Genomic DNA, 19129 nt, shown 5'->3' on the forward strand with positions numbered 1-19129 from the left:
GCTTGTTAAGGAAAAAGGTTTTACTGCTGGTCCAGCATCCACTGCTTCAAGCCGTTGACCCAGTTCTTGGCCGGCAGGTTGACTTGTTTCTTGATGGTGGCCGCGCGTTCGTACAGCTCGCTGAAGTCCAGCAGCGGCGATTTTTTAAAGGCCAGCACGACGATGTTTTCGTCTTCCAGTTCCGGCACCCACACCACGGCGTCGAACACCAGTTCCATCGCCTGCAGGTTCTTGTCGTAGTTGGGAAAGTCGCCGAATACATTGGTGCACATGATGCCGTCATCCGTCAGGCAGTCGAAACAGGCCTGGTAGAACTCGGGTGTGTCGAGCACGGGGCCGCGCGCTTCCTCGTCGTACAGGTCGACCTGCAGCACGTCGACCGTGCCGTGGTTGGCGGTGTCGAGCACGAAGTCGAGCGCGTTCATTTCGCGCACGTCCAGGCGCGCGTCGTTCGGCGGCAGCGAGAACTGGGCGCCGCAGATGGCGATCACGTTGGGGTTCAGTTCGACCGCCGTCACCGTGGCGTCGGGAAAGCGGCGGTAGCTGAACTTGGTCAGCGCGGCGCTGCCCAGGCCCAGCTGCACGATGCGTTTTGGCTCGCTCTTGAACAGCATCCACATCATCATCATCTGCACGTATTCGAGCTCGATGGCGTCCGGTTTGTCGAGCCGCATGGCGCCCTGCACCCATTTGGTCCCCAGGTGCATGTAGCGGATGCCGCGGTGCTGCGTGATGGTGGCCGGCGGATGGCCGGGATGGCTGAAGGCGGCGTTGGTATGGGAGGTAAATTCTATCGTCATGGCGCCAGTGTAGCAGCCGGCAGTATCATCACCACGGCCAGGCCGCCGCCATCGCGGTTGGACAGGCTGATGCGTCCGCCGTGCGCTTCGGCGATCTCGCGCGCCAGCGCCAGCCCCAGGCCGGTGCCGCTGCGCTTGGTAGAGTAAAACGGCACCAGCGCGTTTTCCAGCACGGCGCCGCTCATGCCCGGCCCGCGGTCGCGCACTTCGATGCGCAGCATGCCCTGCGCCAGGCTCACATGCAGGCCGATCTTGCCCGGTGGCGAACCGGATTCGAGCGCATTTTTCAGCAGGTTGAGCAAGGCTTGCTGCAACTGCGCCGCATCGAACATGGCCGGCTGCGCGGGTGGCTCGCACTCCAGCGTGAAGACCGCTTGCGCGGCCAGGCTGTCGAGGAACGGCGGCCAGGCGCAGCTGGCCAGGCGCGGCGTGGGCAGCTTGGCAAAGCGCGCATAGCCGAGGATGAAGCTTTCCAGGTGGCGCGTGCGCTCCTCGATGGTGGCGAGGATTTGCGGCAGCCTCTCGGTCTGGCCGCGCCGCACCAGTTCCGCGCCCGAATGGGCTAGCGAGGCCAGCGGCGCCAGCGAGTTGTTCAGCTCATGGCTGATGACGCGGATGACTTTTTTCCAGGTCTGCACTTCCTGGCGCCGCAGCTCCAGGGTCAGCTGGCGCAGCAGCAGCAGCTCGTGGCGGCGCCCGTTCAGGCTGAAGCTGCGCCGGGCCAGGTGATACACCTCTTCCTGCTCTCCTTCGCCGCTGGTAAACAGACCATCGTTGCCGCGCGCCAGCGCTTCGGCCAGGGCCGGCGCGCCCTGGCGCACGATGTCCGCCAGGTGGTGGCCTTCGAGCCGGCGGCCGTGATGCAGCAGCTGGCGCGCGGCCAGGTTGGCGTAGACGATGGCGCTGCCGTCGGCCACCAGCAGCATGGCGACGGGCGTGTTCTGCACCATGGTGTCGAGCAGCAGTTCGCGCTGCACCAGGTCCAGGCGCTGCTTGCGCAGCACGTCGCCCAGCGCATTGTGGGCCGCCACCAGGTCGGCCAGTTCATCGTTCTGCGGCCAGCGCAGGCTGAAGCCGAAATCGCCGTCCTGGTAGCTGGCCACCGTGCCTGATAAAGCGCGAAACAGCGACAGCATCGCCTGCAGCTGGGCGCGAATGGTGATGATGGCCACCGGCAGCACGCACAGCAGGGTGGCGCCCAGCACCAGCAGCGGCTGGCCCGGAAAATAATGCGCCAGCAGCAGGGCGATGGCCACTCCCAGCACCAGCAGGGTGGCCACCAGCGCCGTCCAGCGCGTGAGCAGGGAAAGCCGCATGGTCCCGGGCGCCATCAGCCGCGCGCGATGCCCAGCCGTTCCATGCGCCGGTACAGCGCCTGGCGCGACAGGCCCAGCTCCTGCGCCGCCTGGGCCACCACGCCATGCGCGCGCGCCAGCGCGTCGACCACGCTGTCGCGGTCCGGTTCCGGTGCAGCCGATGGCGCGATGGGCGAGGCTGGCAAGCCCAGCTCCGGCGCGTGGATCACGCTGCCGGTGGTCAGCAGGCTGGCGCGCTGCATGACGTTTTTCAGTTCACGCACATTGCCGGGCCAGCCGTGCGCCAGCAGCGCCGCGTGCGCCTGCGCGTCCAGGGTTTTTTCGTGGCCCAGGAAATGGCGCGCCAGCACCGGAATATCGAGCGGACGCTGGGCCAGCGGCGGCAGTCGCAGCTCGATCACGTTGAGGCGGTAAAACAGGTCTTCGCGGAAGGTGCCGGCGCGGATCATGGCCGGCAGGTCGGCATTGCTGGCGCTGATGACGCGCACCTTGACCTGCCGTTCGCGGTTCGATCCCAGGCGCTCGAAGCGGCCCGTTTCCAGCACGCGCAGCAGTTTCATCTGCCCGGCCAGCGGCAGGTTGCCGATCTCGTCGAGGAACAGGGTGCCGCCGTCGGCCGCGTCGAACTTGCCGTCGCGCGCGCGGGTCGAGCCGGTATAGGCGCCCGCTTCGGCGCCGAACAGTTCCGCCTCGATCAGGTCGACCGGCACGGCGCCGCAATTGAGCACCACGAACGGGCCTTTGGCCACGAGTGAGTTGGCCTGCACGATGGCGGCGATGCATTCCTTGCCGCTGCCGTTCGGGCCGGAAATCAGTACCGGCACGTCGGCGCGCGCCACCTGGCAGGCCAGGTGCACCACGCGCTCGGTGGCCGGGTCCTGCCACACCATGCCGCGCAAATCGAACGCGTCCTCCAGCGCGTGGCGCTGGCGCTGTTCGGCCACCACGCGCGCGCGCAAGGCGCGGTTGGCCTGGCCCAGTTCCAGCAGGTTGCGCACGCTGGCCACCAGGCGCCGGTCGTCCCAGGGCTTGGCCAGGTAGTCGGCCGCGCCCGACTTGATCAGGTCGACCGCCGCATCGAGCTGGGTCCAGGCGGTCAGCAGGATCACCGGCAGGTCGGGGTGGCGCGCGCGGATCGCGTGGAACAGCGCCACGCCTTCCTCGCCCGAGGTGGTGTCGGCCGAAAAATTCATGTCCTGCACCACCAGGTCGACAGGCTGGCGTGCGAGCAGCGCCAGGCCCTCTTCGGGCGTGGCGGCGCTCAGGGCGTCGATCTCGTGCAGGGAAAACAGCACCTCGAGTGCGATCGCCACGGCGGCATGGTCGTCAATAATCAGTACGGTAGGCATGCGCGCAGCATAACATTGTCAGGTACGTCATAGTCAGGTGCTGCGGGTGGCGGTGGCCGGCGAAATGCTGGCCGCGCGCCAGGCCGGGCCGTACACCGCGCCCAGCCCCAGCAGCCAGAACACCAGCGCGCCGGCCAGCAGGTAGCCGGGCGGCAGGCGCGCCATTTCCAGCTGGCTGACCAGCAGGTGGTTCAGGCCCAGCGCCAGCAGCACGCCAGCGGCCACGCCGGCACTGGTGATCATGAAATTCTCGGTCAGGAAATAGCGCAGGATATCGATGCGCCGCGCGCCCAGAGCGCGCCGCACGCCGATCTGCTTGCGCCGCTGCGTCACCCACAGGCTGGCGATGCCGACGATGCCGCTGGCGGTCACCAGCAGCAGCAGGGCCGACACCGTGATCAGCATCCACGACAGGCCTTGGTCGGCCCGGTAGCGCTCCATGCGGTGCTGCTCCAGCGTGTCGATACGCACCAGGATGCGATCCGTGGTGGAGCTGCGGATCGCCTGGGCCGCCTCCTGCATCAGGCGGTCGCGCTGGCCCGGTTCGGCGCGCACGGCATACAGCAGCGTATCGCGCCCGCCCGTCATGCGCGCCGGCAGCAGCGCCGAATATTCGCCGCGCGGCTTGACCTGGGCACTCTGGGTCTGCAGCCGTTCGACGATGCCGACCACGCGCAGTTCCGGGTCGTTGTCGCCGGTGCCCTTGTAGATCGTCTTGCCGACGAAACTGGTCTCGCCCGGCCATATCTTCTGCGCCGCCAGGCGCGTGAGGATGACCACCTTGGGATAGATGTCGTCGACGTCATCATTGATCTCGGGTGCTTCCTCGGGCCGGAAGTCGCGTCCCTCGACCAGTTGCAAGCCATAGGTTTTCACCAGTGAATCGGGGCTGAAATAGGTGGCCACTTCCGCGCTGGGCGTGACCTGGTTGCGCTTGGCCGACACGCTGGTGATGTTGCCGGAGCGTGACAGCACCGCCTGCGACGTCAGCGCCACCGACATCACGCCCGGCAGCCCGCGCAGCAGGGCCGTCTGGCGCTGCTGTTCGGCCAGCTGGCGCTGGTGGCCGCCGCGATCCATGTTCTGGAGATTGACATAAAAAATATCGTTTTCAGCGGCCACGCCGGTGGGCCGCGCGGCCACGGCCTGGCGCACGTTGACGATATACAGGGCGTTGGCCAGGATGGCCAGACTGATCGCGACCTGCACGGCTACCAGGACGGCGCCGGTTTTGCTGCGCATCAGCGCCGAGAGGATGGGACGGATTTCCATGCTGGACCTCATCGTGGGTAAAGAGTGTTGATCGGGTTCATTGGGACTTGAGCTGGATCGCCGGCGTGACCTGGCAGGCGCGCCAGGTGGGCAGCAGGCCCGCCAGCAGGGCGGCAGTCACCGACATGGCAAACGTCAGCAGCAGCATCGGAATATCCATGTGCGCCACCGTGCCCAGATCCTCCGACTGCCGGCTGACCACGGCCAGCGCGCCAAACGCCAGCAGCAGGCCCAGCACACCGCCGGCCAGGCCGATCACGGCCGTCTCGATCAGGAACTGGCGGAAGATATCGCGCCGCGTGGCGCCCAGCGCACGGCGGATGCCCACTTCGGAAGCGCGCACGGAAAACTTTGCCAGCAGCAGGCCGACGGTATTGACCAGGCATAGCAGCAGGAAGCCGAACGCCAGCCAGGCGGCCAGCTTGTTGTCGTTGTCCACCACCTGCAGGTAAGCCATCCACTCGTTCAGGTCGTACAGCTGGTTCGGCGCATTGCGCATCATGCGGCCCAGCTTGCGCTGCTCGCCCGCGTAGGCGTCCAGGTACTGCTGCAGCTGGCCACGGTCGCCGCTGCTGGCCATCTCGAACCAGAACTGCAGCCAGGTGCAGCCCGAGGCCAGCATGCCCTGGTAGCCGGGAACGACATTGTCGCCATTGCAGCTCATGCCGCCATCGTGCACGGTCTCGTGGCGGATCGCGCTGGCAAACGGAATGAAGAATTCGTCTTCGGGGCCGAACGCTCCCTTGCTGCCGATAATGTGGTGGGCGCGCGGCACCACGTCCCAGGTCGCCAGCACGCCCGTCACCAGGTAGGGACGGCCCAGCACCATCACGCGCTGGCCGACCGGATTGTTTGTGCCCACCAGTTTTTCGGCCAGTGCACGGCTGAGCACGATCACGTCGGCGCCGCTGGCGTCATCGGCGTCGCTCCATGGCTGGCCATGCAGAAAAGGTGGCTCGAACATGGTAAAAAATTCGCGCGTGGGCGCCATGCCCTGGGCGAAGAACGAGCCGATATCCTTGCGCGCCGGTTCCACCTGGCCGGCCACGCCGTACATCACGGTGCGGCGCACGCCGATTTTGCTGCGCATGAAATTCTGCGCATCGATATAGCTCATCTGCATTTGCGAAAAGCCCGGTTTTTCACCGGGCACATAGCCTTTCACGGGCAGGATGTCGATCAGCGGCACGAACAGGCGGTCGCTCTTGTGCGGCAGTGGGTCGCCCGACATGGCGTGCAGGATGGTGACGGTCGAGACGCTGGCGGCTACGCCCACGGCCAGCGTCAGTATCATCAGCGCGGTCAGCGCGCGGTTGCGCAGCAGGCTGCGCAGGCCCAGCTTGAAATAGTAGTCGAACATGGTCGCTCCTCAGGCGGTGGCAGGATGGCGGGCGGCGGTGAGCGAGGCGCCGTGCTGCATCAGGTCCGACACCTGGCCGTCGATGATGTGCACATTGCGCTGGCTGCGCAGCGCCAGTTCCGGATCGTGCGTGACCATCAGGATGGTGGTACCCTGGGCGTTGATGTCTTCCAGCAGCTCCATCACGCCGCGCGCCATCTGCGTGTCGAGGTTGCCGGTCGGTTCATCGGCCAGCAGCAGCTTGGGCGAGCCGGCCAGTGCGCGCGCGATCGCCACGCGCTGCTGCTGGCCGCCCGACAGTTCGGCCGGATAATGTTTCATGCGCGACGCCAGGCCGACCTTGGCCAGCGCGTCTTCGATGCGTTCGCGGCGTTCGGCGCGGTTGAAGCCCCGGTAGCGCAGCGGCACGTCGACGTTGTCGAACAGCGACAGGTCGGGAATCAGGTTGAAACCCTGGAAGATGAAACCCAGCTTTTCATTGCGCAGGCGCGAACGCGCGTTGTCGTCCATGCCCTGGACGTTGACGCCGTCGAGGACGTACTGGCCGTCGGTGAATTCTTCGAGCAGGCCGGCGATGTTCAGGAAACTGGTCTTGCCCGAGCCGGATGGCCCGGTGACGGTGACGAATTCGCCTTGCTGCACGTGGATCTCGAAGCCGCGCAGGGCGTGTGTTTCGATCATGTGGGTGCGGTAGACTTTGCTCAGGTTTTGCATGCGCAGCATGGGGAGCCTCTTGTAAAAGTTAAATGAATCAATGTCAGTTGAGCGAGACGCGCGCGGCGTTCTCGAAGTTTTCGGTACCGGCGACCACCACCTTGTCGCCCAGTTTCAAGCCGTCCAGGATTTCCACGGCGGTCACGCTGGTCGCGCCCAGCTTGATCGGCGTGCGCATCGCCACGCCGTCGCGCACCACATAGGCGAAGCGGCCGCCTTCGGCTTCGACAAACGAGCCGCGCGCCAGCATCAGCACGCCCGGTTTTTCATCGATCAGGAGGCGCGCCGACACGCGCTGGTTCTGGCGCAGGCCGGCCGGCTGCTCGCCATCGAAACGCACGCGTGCCAGCACCTGGTTTTTCACTACTTCCGGCGACAGTGCCGACAGCTTGCCGGTGGCCTTGACCACTCCCGTTTCGATCTCTGCCCGCATGCCCAGGCCCATGTCGGCCACATAGGTTTCCGGCACCTCCAGTTCCACTTCCAGCTGCGACAGGTCGACCAGCGTCATCAGGGCCGTATTGGCCTGCACCACGCTGCGGTTGGCCACCGACAGGGTGCCGATAAAGCCGTTCACGGGCGCGCGCACGGTCAGCTCGTCGACGCGGCGCTGGGCGTTGTCGCGGACGAGGCGCTGGCGTTCCAGTTCATTGGCCTTGGTCTTCAGGGCCAGGGTCACGTCTTCGCTTTCCAGGCCGGCCGCCTGCGAGGCGTGCTTGCTGCGGATCTCGGCCGAATTGAGGGCATCCTTGGCCTTCTGGTAATCGATCTTGGCGATGATGCCCACCTGCGCCACGCTTTCGTAGCGCTCCAGGGTGCGCTGCGCCGACAGGCGTTCGATTTCGGCCGTATCGGCTTCGCGCCGCGCCAGCAGTTTCTGTTTCTTGGCCAGGATCTGCTGGCGCGCCACTTCCGCTTCGAGCTGCTGCACGCTGGACTGTTCGCGCTTGAGGGCGTCGGACAAATCGGGCGACTCGAGCACCGCCAGGATGTCGCCCTTTTTCACCGTATCGCCCGCCTTGGCCTTCAGGGTGACGGTGGCCACCGTGGTCGAATACAGGGTGGGGCTGATCGAGGCGACCACGCGGCCATTGACGGCGGCGTCGCGCACCAGGGTGCCGCGCGTGACTTCGGCGATGCGCAGCCGGCTGGCATTGACGGAATGCTCGCTGCCGCGCCAGCTGTGGAAGGCGGCATAGGCGCAGGCGAGCAATGCCAGGGTGCTTGCGGCGATCAGCAGGCGGCGCCTGGCGAACTGGCCCCTGGGGGCGGCGATAACGGCGTCTTGTTGGGAAGTGTCGCGGATCATGGTGGTGGCGTTAAAAAGAATAAGCAAGCTATTGCACGATACGTGCCAGCGCCAAGTGTTTGATTTGATTGAGCGGCAGGGCGCTTGTCCGCTGTCCGCAGCTGTCCGCGCTGTCCGTTGCGTACGGATTCCTGCCCGCATTTTTTCAGCCAGCAGGTGGGCGTTCTTGGTATAGTCGGCGAAGAAGTATTGCTTGATGTTTATGTTTTAATGACAATATAACGGGGTTGATATGAAAAATATGACAGTGCGTGCCAGTTTGCTCGGCGTGCTGCTGCTGTTTGCCGCGATGCTGGTGGTCGGCGCCGCGCTGGGCATTTATGCGCTGGGCCAGTCGACCCGTTCGATGTCCACCATGTACCAGGTCACGTCGCAGGTGATCGTCATCAACGACGCCTACAAGGACACCACGCGCGTGCGCGCCGCCCTGACGCGCGCCTATACCAGCATCCGGGATGGCGGCGCGGCGGCCGAGCGCGACGGCGCGCTGGCCAGCGCCAGGAAATCGCAGCAGCGCGCGCTGGAATTCATCGGCAAATACGACGGCGCGCCGGCTTATGACGGCCAGGATGCGGCGCTCAAGCGCGAGCTGATCGCTGCGGCGCGCACGCAGGTGCAGGCGCTCGAACGCGCCACCGCCGCGCTGGCCGGCAATGACGCCGATGCTTACACGCTGATCAATACGCGCGAGCTGACGCCGGCCGGCGCCGCCTTTTCGGCCCAGCTGGAAAAATTCCAGAAGCTCGGCGACGAGCAGAACACGGGCTTGATGGCGACGCGCGACCAGGACTACGCCATCGTCAAGTGGCTGGTCGCCCTGGGCCTGCTGCTGGCCTTGGCGCTGGTGGTGGGCGTGCACTACATGCTGCGCCAGGTGGTGATCGCGCCGCTGGCGCGCGCCGTGGTGCTGCTCGACCAGGTGGCGCATGGCGACCTGACGGCGCATATCGACGCCGGCGGCGACAACGAGATCGGGCGCCTGCTGGCGGCCATCCGCCGCATGCAGCAGGATCTGCTGTCGACCGTGGCGCGCGTGCGCGGCGGCGCCGAAGCGATCAACCGCGGTTCGCAGGAACTGGCGGCCGGCAATATGGAACTGTCGGCGCGCACGGAAACGCAGGCCAGTTCGCTGGAACAGACGGCCGCCTCGATCGAGGAACTGACCAGCACCGTCAAGCAGAATTCGGAAAACGCCCAGCATGCGCGCGGCCTGGTCGATGGCGCCTCCGGCACGGCGGCGCAAGGCGGCGAAGTGATGCAGGACGTGGTCAGCACCATGAACGCGATCAATGACTCGTCGAAGAAAATCGTCGACATCATCGGCGTGATCGACGGCATCGCGTTCCAGACCAATATCCTGGCCCTGAACGCGGCCGTCGAAGCGGCGCGCGCCGGCGAACAGGGCAGGGGCTTCGCGGTGGTCGCCACCGAGGTGCGCAGCCTGGCGCAGCGCTCCAGCCAGGCCGCGCGCGAGATCAAGCTGCTGATCGACGATTCGGTCGGCAAGATCGCGCTGGGCACCAGCCTGGTCGAGCGCGCTGGCGCCACCATGAACACCCTGGTGGGCGACGTGCGGCAAGTGACGCAGATCGTCGGCGAGATCGCCACCGCCAGCCGCGAGCAGAGCGACGGCATCGACCAGGTCAACCAGGCGATCGCGCAGATGGACCAGGTGACGCAGCAGAACGCGGCGCTGGTGGAAGAGGCGGCGGCCGCCACTCAGTCGCTGCAGGATCAGGCGGGCGAACTGGCGCGGACGGTGAGCGTGTTCAAGATCGCCCCGCATGCCGTGCGCGCCTGAGGTGCTTCACTTGAGCCGCATCACTTGATAATCTGGCAATCGTCCTGATATGGCCCGGTGATGAATGGCGCCGCCACCGCGGCCCGCATCCCACCTGGAGCATCATGACACTGCCCGACAAGAAACCTGCTTTCCCGATCCGCCTGCGCGGCTGGCTGCGCCAACTGGCCAGCCTGCCCGAGCCGCCGGAATACGATTATCCGTTTGCCCGCAGCGATATCGCCATGCTGGGCAAGGTGGAAGGCGGGCCGGTCCTGATCGATGCGCAGACCTGGGATGAAATGCTGCTCGATGGCTACAGCGAATCGCTGGCGGAACAAACCAGCATCTTCGGCCAGCAGCGCCTGCACCAGCGGCTGGCCGGCGGCGTCGCCGATCCCGCCTCGGTCGAACGCGTGCGCGCCTTGCTGGCCGCGCCAGCCGACATGGCGCGCTTGCAGCAGGCCATGCACGGCCTGCGCAGCGTCGACATGGAAGTGAGCGCGCCCCTGTTTGGCCAGCCGATCGCGCCGCCGCCCTGGTGGCGCCGCCTGTTGCTGCTGCCGCCGCTGGCGCTGCTGCTGTCGCTGGCGGCGGCCTTGCTGTTTGCGCCGCTGGCCTGGTTCGGCGTGCTGGCCGCCTGGGTGGTGCTGATGCTGTTGCAGGTGCAGTTCCATGACTGCTGCAAGTACTGGCAGCGCAGCGTGCAGACACTACAGCAATTGCTGCTGGCGCATGAGCGCCTGGGGGCGCTCGCTACGCCGTTCACGCAAGGCTGGCAGGACGAGGCACGCCGCGTCGGCCGCCTGCACCGGCATCTGACACCGATCCGCTGGCTCAAGCTGATACCGCTGCTGTCCGAATATGAGGACTGGTTCGTGCTGGGCGATGTGCGGCGCTATTTCCGCAGCCGCGTGGTGTTGCTGCGCCAGCTTGACGTTTTCCGCCGCAGCTTTTTGCGGGTGGCCGAGCTGGAAGCCGACCTGGCGCTGGCGCGCCACCTGCAGGCGCGCGAGCAGTTCTGCTGGGCGCAGGCGCTGCCTGGCGATGCGCGCGGGCTGAGGTTCGAGCAGGTGCGCCATCCCCTGCTGCCGGCGGCGCTGCCGCTGTCGCTGGCCCTGGACGGGCGCGGCGCCTTTGTCTCGGGCCAGAACGGCATCGGCAAAAGCACCTTGCTGCGCACCCTGGGCATCAACCTGGTCTGCGCGCGCGCATTCGGCTTTTGCCATGCGCAGGCAGCCCGCGTGCCGCTGCTGCCGCTGTACTCGAGCATGCAAAGCGAAGACTCGCTGGCCGGCGGCGAAAGCCTGTATCTGGCCGAACTGCGCCGCGCGCACGAACTGCTGGCGCTGGCCGGGAGTACTGAGCCTGCGCTGTTCATCATCGACGAGATCTTCCGCGGCACCAATCACCTCGAATCGATCTCGGCCGCCGCCGCCGTGCTCCATACCCTGGCGGCGCGCCACCTGGTGATCGTGTCTTCGCATAACCTGGTGCTGGCGCCGCTGCTGGAAGACTGCCTGGCGCCGTGGTGCGTGCGACGCGATGCCGGCGGCGCCTTGCTGCTGGCGCCCGGCGTGCTGCAGGCAACCAACGGCATCGCGCTGCTGGCCGAGCGCGGTTTCGGCCGCCAGATCGAAGACAAGGCGGGCCGGGTGTTCGACTGGCTCAGCACGCACATGGCGCAGCCGGCCGATTGCAGCGGCGTGCTGGCGCCGGCCTGACGGGTTTCCTCAGGCCGAATGCAGGCCCGGCTGCGCGCGCAATTGCCGCAGCGGCGCATGGTCGACCCACTCGCCGATATCGACGCTGTTGTCGAGAAAACCGCGCGCCAGCAGGAAGTCGTTGAACGATCCCAGCGCGGCCAGCGACTCGGGCGCCAAGTCGACCCGCAGCTTGCGGTGCAGCTGCGGACCGTAGGCGGCGCGCACCAGTTGCGGCGCCGAGCCCGTTTCATTGGCGATATAGCTGATGGTTTCCAGCGGATGCGAGGCGGCCCAGTGGCCGGCGTCGACCACCAGCTGCAGAAAGCCGCTGACGATGTCGGGAAACTCGCGCAAGGTCGCGCCGCTGACCGTCAGCGGGCGCGGCGTGCCGTTGTTGTTGCGGATCGCCGGGTCGGGATGAAAGCCGATATCGGCCACCACCAGCGCATTGAGCATGAGGGCGATTTCCAGCCCCGCCGAGCCGCGCACATAGATCGCGTCGACCTGGCCCGCCAGCAGCGCATGGGCTTCGGCCAGGTACAGGCGGCGCAGGTCGCGTTCCACTTCGACCAGGGTGACATCCTGGTCCGCCAGGCCTTCCAGGCTCAGGGCATTGAGCACGCCGCGCAGGGTGGTGGCGCGGAACATGTCGATCTCGATGTCGTCGCAGCGCGGCACGGCGATGCGCCGTCCGCGCAGGTCGCCAATGGCGCGGATGCCGGACTGCGGCAGCGCCAGGATCTGCTGCGCTTCGTCGGTCCAGGTCAGGCCGATCACGCGCGTGTCGGCGCCGCGCGCGCGCGCCCACAGGGCCGGTGCGCTGCTGCCCTGGCGGAAGGTATTGGCCAGCATGTATTCGAGCTGCTGCGTCGGGTTGCCGCTCGGCTGGCGCGTGCGCAGCGAACGGATCGCCACGCCATCGGCCGACGGTTCGCCATTGAGCCAGCCGAGATGCACGGCGATGCTGAGCGGCGTGGGCACGGGCGAGCGTTCGTACCAGAAGGGAGGGTGGGTTGCGGTCATGGGAGAGGGACGTAACGGGGACGTAGTGGTCGCGATACAACAAGCGTCAGCAAGAGCCATGCCACCGCTGGCGGCGCGCATTTCCGGCCTGCGGCGCGGCGCATTGCTGCGCCAGCAGCAGGCCATCAGCAGCGTCTTGCGCGCCTGGCAGCAACCGGCGCCGGATAGTCGTTTTATCTCTATGCATATGCAAAACCGTCGCTTCCCTGCCACCCCCGCGCCATGCTAACTTGACCGTGTCCCGATACCGATGAAAGTGTGCCATGGAGGTGCTCAGCCTGCCCAATCCCGCCGATCACGCGATCTCGATCCGTGCCAAGGCGCTCGCGTTCGAAGACCCCGCGTCCAGGGTGCTGCTCGAACGCATACGGCTGATCGCCCCCAGCGATGCGACCGTGCTGGTGACGGGCGAAAGCGGCACCGGCAAGGAGCTGATCGCGCGCCTTGTGCACACACTGTCCGAGCGCGGCGAACGGCCGTTCATCGCCGTCAATTGCGGCGCTTTTTCCGATACCCTGATCGAGAGCGAACTGTTCGGCCACGAGCGCGGCGCCTTTACGGGCGCGCTCGAAAGCCGCGCCGGCTGGTTCGAAGCGGCCCATGGCGGCACCTTGTTTCTCGACGAAGTGGGCGACCTGCCGCCGGCGGCCCAGGTCAAGCTGCTGCGCGTGGTGCAGGAGCGCGAAGTGGTGCGCGTCGGTTCGCGCAAACCCGTGAAAATCGATGTGCGCCTGGTGGCGGCCACCAATGTGCGGCTGGAAGCGGCCGTGCGGGCCGGCCACTTCCGCGAGGACCTGTACTACCGCCTGAATGTGGCCAAGCTGGCGCTGCTGCCGCTGCGCGAACGCCCCGACGACATCGCGCCGCTGACGCGCCACTTTCTCGACCTGTATGGCAAGCGCCTGCGCATCGCCGCGCCGGTGCTGGACGCCGATGCGCTGCTGCGCCTGAAACGCTATTCCTGGCCCGGCAATATCCGCGAACTGGAAAACGTGATCCACCATGCGCTGCTGATCAGCCGTGGCGGCAAAGTCACCGCGGCCGACCTGCATTTCTCGTCGCTGGGCGAATTGTCCGGCGCGGCCGCACCTGCCGCCACCGCCACCGCCACCGCCGCTACTGCGGCCGGCACGCCGCAAGAGGCCTTGCGCGCGGCGCTGCTGCGCCTGTTCGATGCAGACCATCCCGACCTGTGGCAGGCGATCGAAGGCGAGGTGTTTGCCAGCGCCTATGAATACAGCGACCGCAACCAGCTGCAGACGGCGCGCCTGCTGAACCTGAGCCGCAATATCGTGCGCGCCCGCCTGGCCGACCTGGGCATCATCAAGGGCGCCGCCGGCGCGCTGTGACGCTGCTGCAGCTGCTGCTGCTGCGGTGCTGCTGCCGCAGCAATGTGCTGAATTTCCCCCTCCCGCGATTCCCCATCCTGTGCATCACTTCCTTGCAAATCAATGACTTGCGTGGCGATCGGGCTTGGCACGCTTCCTGCAAATAGAAGCTCCAAAGGGCGCGTCACGCCAGAATGGCGGGGCGACGCCGGCACGGAGACTTCTATTCAATTCAACGCGCATGCGCACAGGGAGTGGCAATGAAAGCAGCAGCATCAGGCAGGGCGGTACAACATCTGGCGGCACGGCGCGGTACGCGGCGCTGCATGGTACTGGCGCTGGCCGGCGCCTTTGGCGCGCCGGCCTGGGCGCTGGACGACGTTCCCGCAGCGCCTGCGGCAGTGGTGGTCAGCGAGGACGATGGCGCCGTGCTGCAGCGCGTGGTGGTGACGTCCGAAAAGCGCCGCGACAATGTGCAGTCGATCGCCTCGGCGGTGACCGTGATCGGCGGCGACACGGTGGAAAACAGCGAAGTGCGCAATGCCGGCGACATCATCCGCTTCGTGCCCAACATGACGGCCGACACCACCGACGGCCATGGCCGTCCGAAGTTCTATATCCGCGGCATCGGCCTGTCCGACGCCTCGGTGTGGAACACCAATCCGATCGGCACCTACCTCGACGACGTGTATATCTGGAACGCCTCGACGGTGGGCTTTCCGCTGTTCGACCTGGAACGCGTGGAAGTGCTGCGCGGCCCGCAAGGCACTTTGTGGGGCAAGAACACCACGGGCGGCGCGATCAACTTCATTTCGCGCAAACCGACTTTCAGCAATGACGGCTACGTCAAGGCCAGCATCGGCGACAAGGGCAGCACCCTGCTCGAAGGCGCTTACGGCGGCGCGCTGAAGGACGACGTGCTGGCCGCGCGCGTGTCGCTGCACCGCGAACAGGCCGACCGCTATGCGCAGAACAGTTTCGTGCCGGGTACCGAAAAATGGCGCGACCTGGGCGTGCGCGCGCAATTGCTGGCGAAGTTCTCGAACACCTTCGACGCGCTGCTCAACCTCCATTACCGCGACTTCAACGGCCCGGTGCTGCTGAGCGGCACCACGGCCGTGCCGACCCAGACCCGCTTCAATATCCCGGCGCTGGTGGAACCGACCGACAGGCTGAAACAGAAGGGAGCGGCGCTGACCCTGAACAAGGAGCTGCCGGGCGGGCTGTCGCTGACCTCGGTCACGGGCTATGAAAAATTCGACCGCGCGCAGGGCAGCGCCGACTCCGTCACCTATGAATCGAGCCGCAGCCGCACGGTGTTCGCGGTCGACCAGCTGAGCCAGGAGCTGCGCCTGGCGTCGCCGAAGACCGGGCCGCTGTCGTGGATCGCCGGCGCCTATTTTTTTGACGGCAAACTCGATTCCAGCGCGCAGACGGGCGTGCTGCCAGGCTCGCGCACGGCGGCCGGCGGCAACAAGACGCGCAGCTACAACAGCACCGACTACACGCTCAAGTCGACCAGCTATGCGCTGTTCGGCAACGCCGATTACAAGTTCAGCGACAAGTTCGACGTGGCGCTGGGCGTGCGCGAAACGCGCGAGAAAAAGGAGATCGACTATCGTTATCGCACCGCGCCGGCCGGCGTGGCCTACAACAATGTGGCGCAGTGGTGGCTGGCGTCCAGCCTGAACGCGAACCTGACCACGGCGGCGGCCCAGGATGCCTCGAAGACTTGGTCGGCGTTTACCTACGACATCACGCCGGCCTACCAGATCAGCGACGACGTGCGCGCGTATTTCCGCTACTCGAAAGGATTCAACGGCGGCAGCTTCAACGCCGGCGCCACCACGCAAAGCCAGGTCACGACGATACAGCCGGAATACCTGAAATCGTATGAGCTGGGCGTGAAGAGCGAATGGTGGCAGCGCCGCCTGCAGGTCAACGTGGCCGGCTTTTACTACGACTACACCGACATCCAGCAAAAGGGCACCACGCTCAATCCGCTCAACCCGAGCCAGCAGGTGCTGACCTTCATCAACGCGCGCGGCGGGGAGGTCAAGGGCGTCGATATCGAGGTGGCGCTGGTGCCGGTGAAAGACTTGCGCCTGGCCGTCAACGTGGGCCTGAACCATACCGAGTTCACCGACTTCCAGGACACGCTGACGCACAACGCGGCCGGCAACTGGTTCAACCGCGTGCCGCGCGTGATCGGCAATGTGCAGGCCGAATACAAGTACCGCCTGGCGAGCAGCGGCGCGCTGGTGTTCAACACCGACTGGGGCTACCGCAGCAAGGCGTATTTCAATGCCGTCGACCAGAGCAGCGCTTTCCTGACCGAGAAGGCCTACTGGCTGGGCAATCTGTCGGCCGGCTACGTGGCGCCGCGCCAGCAGTATGAGGTGCGCCTGTATGTGCTGAACGCCACCGACAAGGTGTACCGCAACACGGCGCTGATCACCGGCCTGTATTCGTATGGCGCGCCGCGCACCTTTGGCGTGTCGGCCACCTACCGTTTTTAAGGAGCCACCATGAGCGATATTCCGACCACCCGCCGCCGGCTTGCCGCCGGCGCCCTGGGCTTGATCGTGCTGGGCGGCGCACTGTGGTGGGCGCTGCGCCCCGCCGCACCCGCCACCCCGCTGGCCCCGGGCAAGCCGGCCGTGGGCGTGCGCATCGCCGCCGCCGCGCTGGGCAACCCCGAGCAGATCAGCAAGCAGCTGCAGACCAGCGGCCCGCTCGGCTATGCGATCCACCTGGGCGTGTTCCAACGCGAGCTGGCGCACAGTGGTTTCCGCTTCGACGGCGTGCTCGGCTTTCCGCGCACGGCGGCGGCCCTGCTGGGCATGATGAGCGGCCAGGCCGAACTGGCCAGCACCGGCGACTCGCCGGCGGTGCTGTCGCGCGCGCGCGGCGAACGGCAGCGCGCCCTGTATGTCACGCCGCCCAGCGATACCGAGTCCGGTTTCTGGGTGGTCGGGCGCCCCGGCGGGCCGGCCACGCTGGCGTCCCTGGGCGGCAAGCGCGTGGGCCTGCTGTTCGGCTCCACCTTCGACTACGGCTTCCAGACCGCCGCGCAGGGGCTGGGACTGAAAGATGTCGCCTACACGCAGCTGCCCTCGTCGGCGGCGCTGCCGGCCCTGCAAAACAATCAGCTCGACGCCTATGTGACGTCGGCCGCCGTGGCCAAGCTGTGGATAGACCGCCATGGCCTGACCCTGGTGGGGAAACTGGGCGACGTGCCGTCCACCGGCCGCACCGTCAGCGTGATTTCCGCGCGGGCCGACTTCCTGGCGGCCAACCCGTCTTTTGCGCCGGCCTTCTGGCGCGGGCTGAAGGCGGGCATCGACGCGATCCGCCAGGACCCGGAAGCGTACTACCGCTGGAGCGCCGACAGCACCGGTTATCCGCTCGACGTGGTGCGCGCCACCACCAGCATCGATTTCGAGGATAAGGCGATTTCCGACGCGGGCGTGACGGCGCTGAAAAAACTGCTCGATTTCCGTGTCGCGCACCAGGTGGCGCAAGCGCCGTTTTCGGTCGATGACTGGGTGGTGCGCCAATGACGGCCGCCATCGTGAACGCCGGCGTGGCGCTGGCGCCGCCCACGCCCCTGCAAGCGCGGCCACGCTCGCCGCGCCGCAGCTTCCTGCTGCGCCTGTCGGTGCCGCTGCTGATCTTGCTGGCCTGGGCGCTCGGTTCGGCCAGCGGCGCGCTGCCGACCAATGTGCTGGCCGCGCCGTGGGTGGTGCTCGACAGCGCCTGGTCGCTGGCGCGCTCGGGCGTGCTGTGGCACCACCTGTCGCTGTCGCTCACGCGCGCCGGCCTGGGCCTGCTGCTCGGTGGCGGCTTCGGCCTGTGCCTGGGCATCCTGGCCGGCCTGTCGCGCGTGGTCGAGGAACTGGTCGACCCGACCATGCAGATGATACGGGCCGTGCCGTTCCTGGCGCTCATTCCACTGTTGATCGTCTGGTTCGGCATCGGCGAATCGTCGAAGATCCTGCTGATCGCGGCCGGCGCTGCCAAGCCCATGTATCTGAACGCCTATGGCGGCGTGCGCAATGTCGACCCGAAAATCATCGAGGCGGCGCGCATCTTCGGCCTGACGCGCTGGCGCCTGATCGCCGAGATCTATTTTCCCGCCGCGCTGCCGTCGCTGATGGTGGGCCTGCGCCTGTCGACCACCATGGCGCTGCTGGCATTGATCGGCGTGGAGGTGATCAACACCACCCAGGGCATCGGTTTCCTGATGCTGCAGGCGCAGGAATATTTCAAGACCGAGATCCTGATCGTCTGCGTGGTGATCTATGCGCTGTTCGGCCTGGCCACCGACCTGCTGGTGCGGGTGCTGGAACGGCTGCTGATGCCGTGGCGCGCGCTGGCGCGCAAATGAACGGTGCAACTTTGAACGGAAACGAGATGGCGACAATTAGCAAGCTGCGGCTGGCCGGCGATCCGGCACCCGCACATCCCCCGGCGCCGGCGGCGCAGGTGCGCAACGCGCACAAGGTCTTCGACGGCAAAGCGGTGCTCGACGGCTTTGAGCTGGACATCGGCCAGGGCGAATTCATCGCGCTGCTGGGGAAAAGCGGCAGCGGCAAGACCACCTTGCTGCGCATGCTGGCGGGCCTGGACGAGGTCGACAGCGGCAGCGTGCTGGTGGCCGAACGGCGCACGGTGGTGTTCCAGGAACCGCGCCTGGTGCAATCGAAGCGCGTGCTCGACAATGTGCTGCTGGGACTCGACAAGCGCAGCCAGCGCGAGGCGGCCTTGGCCGCGCTCGACGAAGTGGGACTGGCCAGCCATGCCGATGCCTGGCCGGCCACGCTGTCCGGCGGCGAAGCGCAGCGCGTGGCGCTGGCGCGCGCCTTGCTGCGCGCGCCGCAGCTGCTGATGCTCGACGAGCCGTTTGCCGCGCTCGACGCGCTGACCCGCATCAAGATGCAGGCGCTGGTGGCGCAGCTGTGCCGCCGCCACCAGCCGGCCGTGCTGCTGGTGACGCACGATGTCGACGAGGCGATCCAGCTGGCCGACCGCGTGCTGGTGCTGAGCGGCGGGCGCACCGTGCTGGACGAACGCATCGCGCTCGATCATCCGCGCCAGCGCGGCGCGCAGGCCTTCGACCTGCTGCGCGCAAGGCTGCTGCGCACCCTGGGCGTGACGGAAACGCCGTGA

General features: G+C 66.8%; 15 protein-coding genes. 7 read left to right on the forward strand and 8 right to left on the reverse strand.

Annotation, left to right across the window (positions count from 1 at the left end):
• Window positions 1-20: 20 nt before the first annotated feature.
• Genes ACP7B7_RS25685 through ACP7B7_RS25715 form a run of 7 tightly spaced genes read right to left on the reverse strand, consistent with a single transcriptional unit; the run spans window position 21 to window position 8120 of the window.
• Window positions 21-800, reverse strand: coding sequence for a spermidine synthase (locus ACP7B7_RS25685; RefSeq protein ID WP_426078564.1), 780 nt, complete (start codon window positions 798-800; stop codon window positions 21-23).
• Window positions 797-2116 (reverse strand): sensor histidine kinase, encoded by a 1320-nt coding sequence (locus ACP7B7_RS25690; protein ID WP_308923520.1) that lies wholly within the window; start codon window positions 2114-2116, stop codon window positions 797-799. Before ACP7B7_RS25690 ends, ACP7B7_RS25685 begins: the two co-directional genes overlap by 4 nt.
• A gap of 14 nt (window positions 2117-2130) precedes the next feature.
• On the reverse strand, window positions 2131-3465 hold the full coding sequence (locus ACP7B7_RS25695) for a sigma-54-dependent transcriptional regulator (protein WP_426078565.1): 1335 nt from the start codon (window positions 3463-3465) through the stop codon (window positions 2131-2133).
• A gap of 33 nt (window positions 3466-3498) precedes the next feature.
• Window positions 3499-4737, reverse strand: coding sequence for an ABC transporter permease (locus tag ACP7B7_RS25700; protein WP_308923522.1), 1239 nt, complete (start codon window positions 4735-4737; stop codon window positions 3499-3501).
• Window positions 4738-4774: 37 nt separating this feature from the next.
• Window positions 4775-6097, reverse strand: a complete 1323-nt coding sequence (locus ACP7B7_RS25705) for an ABC transporter permease (RefSeq protein WP_426078566.1) — start codon at window positions 6095-6097, stop codon at window positions 4775-4777.
• Between the two features lie 9 nt (window positions 6098-6106).
• On the reverse strand, window positions 6107-6820 hold the full coding sequence (locus tag ACP7B7_RS25710) for an ABC transporter ATP-binding protein (protein WP_308923524.1): 714 nt from the start codon (window positions 6818-6820) through the stop codon (window positions 6107-6109).
• Window positions 6821-6854: 34 nt separating this feature from the next.
• A complete protein-coding gene (locus tag ACP7B7_RS25715; protein ID WP_426078580.1) occupies window positions 6855-8120 on the reverse strand; it encodes an efflux RND transporter periplasmic adaptor subunit in 1266 nt (421 codons plus the stop codon).
• Between the two features lie 232 nt (window positions 8121-8352).
• On the opposite strand from ACP7B7_RS25715, the gene ACP7B7_RS25720 reads away from it, so the two are divergent.
• Together ACP7B7_RS25720 and ACP7B7_RS25725 are read left to right on the forward strand one after the other, a co-directional pair.
• Window positions 8353-9921, forward strand: coding sequence for a methyl-accepting chemotaxis protein (locus ACP7B7_RS25720; protein ID WP_426078567.1), 1569 nt, complete (start codon window positions 8353-8355; stop codon window positions 9919-9921).
• A 104-nt stretch (window positions 9922-10025) separates the two neighbouring features.
• Complete coding sequence (locus tag ACP7B7_RS25725; protein WP_426078568.1) at window positions 10026-11624, forward strand: MutS-related protein; 1599 nt, start codon at window positions 10026-10028, stop codon at window positions 11622-11624.
• Between the two features lie 9 nt (window positions 11625-11633).
• On the opposite strand, the gene ACP7B7_RS25730 is transcribed toward ACP7B7_RS25725, so the two are convergent.
• A complete protein-coding gene (locus ACP7B7_RS25730; protein WP_426078569.1) occupies window positions 11634-12629 on the reverse strand; it encodes an ABC transporter substrate-binding protein in 996 nt (331 codons plus the stop codon).
• A 263-nt stretch (window positions 12630-12892) separates the two neighbouring features.
• On the opposite strand from ACP7B7_RS25730, the gene ACP7B7_RS25735 reads away from it, so the two are divergent.
• The 5 genes from ACP7B7_RS25735 to ACP7B7_RS25755 all read left to right on the forward strand — a co-directional run bounded on the left by ACP7B7_RS25735 (window position 12893) and on the right by ACP7B7_RS25755 (window position 19129).
• Window positions 12893-13978: a sigma-54 interaction domain-containing protein gene (locus ACP7B7_RS25735; protein WP_426078570.1), complete on the forward strand. Its 1086-nt coding sequence runs from the start codon at window positions 12893-12895 to the stop codon at window positions 13976-13978.
• A 239-nt stretch (window positions 13979-14217) separates the two neighbouring features.
• Window positions 14218-16476: a TonB-dependent receptor gene (locus tag ACP7B7_RS25740; RefSeq protein WP_426078571.1), complete on the forward strand. Its 2259-nt coding sequence runs from the start codon at window positions 14218-14220 to the stop codon at window positions 16474-16476.
• Window positions 16477-16485: 9 nt separating this feature from the next.
• Window positions 16486-17520: an ABC transporter substrate-binding protein gene (locus tag ACP7B7_RS25745; RefSeq protein WP_426078572.1), complete on the forward strand. Its 1035-nt coding sequence runs from the start codon at window positions 16486-16488 to the stop codon at window positions 17518-17520.
• A complete protein-coding gene (locus ACP7B7_RS25750; protein ID WP_308923532.1) occupies window positions 17517-18347 on the forward strand; it encodes an ABC transporter permease in 831 nt (276 codons plus the stop codon). Before ACP7B7_RS25745 ends, ACP7B7_RS25750 begins: the two co-directional genes overlap by 4 nt.
• A gap of 26 nt (window positions 18348-18373) precedes the next feature.
• Window positions 18374-19129 (forward strand): ABC transporter ATP-binding protein, encoded by a 756-nt coding sequence (locus ACP7B7_RS25755; RefSeq protein ID WP_426078573.1) that lies wholly within the window; start codon window positions 18374-18376, stop codon window positions 19127-19129.

Origin of the sequence: Janthinobacterium sp. PSPC3-1 (assembly GCF_049896105.1) — a bacterium.
GTDB lineage: Bacteria > Pseudomonadota > Gammaproteobacteria > Burkholderiales > Burkholderiaceae_D > Janthinobacterium.

Excerpts from the sequence above, each read along its gene's own strand:
- ACP7B7_RS25730 (WP_426078569.1), bottom strand. The coding sequence starts at position 12,629 with ATGACCGCAACCCACCCTCCCTTCTGGTACGAACGCTCGCCCGTGCCC.
- ACP7B7_RS25705 (WP_426078566.1), bottom strand. The coding sequence starts at position 6,097 with ATGTTCGACTACTATTTCAAGCTGGGCCTGCGCAGCCTGCTGCGCAAC.
- ACP7B7_RS25720 (WP_426078567.1), top strand. The coding sequence starts at position 8,353 with ATGAAAAATATGACAGTGCGTGCCAGTTTGCTCGGCGTGCTGCTGCTG.
- ACP7B7_RS25685 (WP_426078564.1), bottom strand. The coding sequence starts at position 800 with ATGACGATAGAATTTACCTCCCATACCAACGCCGCCTTCAGCCATCCC.
- ACP7B7_RS25750 (WP_308923532.1), top strand. The coding sequence starts at position 17,517 with ATGACGGCCGCCATCGTGAACGCCGGCGTGGCGCTGGCGCCGCCCACG.
- ACP7B7_RS25740 (WP_426078571.1), top strand. The coding sequence starts at position 14,218 with ATGAAAGCAGCAGCATCAGGCAGGGCGGTACAACATCTGGCGGCACGG.
- ACP7B7_RS25725 (WP_426078568.1), top strand. The coding sequence starts at position 10,026 with ATGACACTGCCCGACAAGAAACCTGCTTTCCCGATCCGCCTGCGCGGC.
- ACP7B7_RS25745 (WP_426078572.1), top strand. The coding sequence starts at position 16,486 with ATGAGCGATATTCCGACCACCCGCCGCCGGCTTGCCGCCGGCGCCCTG.
- ACP7B7_RS25695 (WP_426078565.1), bottom strand. The coding sequence starts at position 3,465 with ATGCCTACCGTACTGATTATTGACGACCATGCCGCCGTGGCGATCGCA.
- ACP7B7_RS25735 (WP_426078570.1), top strand. The coding sequence starts at position 12,893 with ATGGAGGTGCTCAGCCTGCCCAATCCCGCCGATCACGCGATCTCGATC.
- ACP7B7_RS25710 (WP_308923524.1), bottom strand. The coding sequence starts at position 6,820 with ATGCTGCGCATGCAAAACCTGAGCAAAGTCTACCGCACCCACATGATC.
- ACP7B7_RS25700 (WP_308923522.1), bottom strand. The coding sequence starts at position 4,737 with ATGGAAATCCGTCCCATCCTCTCGGCGCTGATGCGCAGCAAAACCGGC.
- ACP7B7_RS25690 (WP_308923520.1), bottom strand. The coding sequence starts at position 2,116 with ATGCGGCTTTCCCTGCTCACGCGCTGGACGGCGCTGGTGGCCACCCTG.
- ACP7B7_RS25755 (WP_426078573.1), top strand. The coding sequence starts at position 18,374 with ATGGCGACAATTAGCAAGCTGCGGCTGGCCGGCGATCCGGCACCCGCA.
- ACP7B7_RS25715 (WP_426078580.1), bottom strand. The coding sequence starts at position 8,120 with ATGATCCGCGACACTTCCCAACAAGACGCCGTTATCGCCGCCCCCAGG.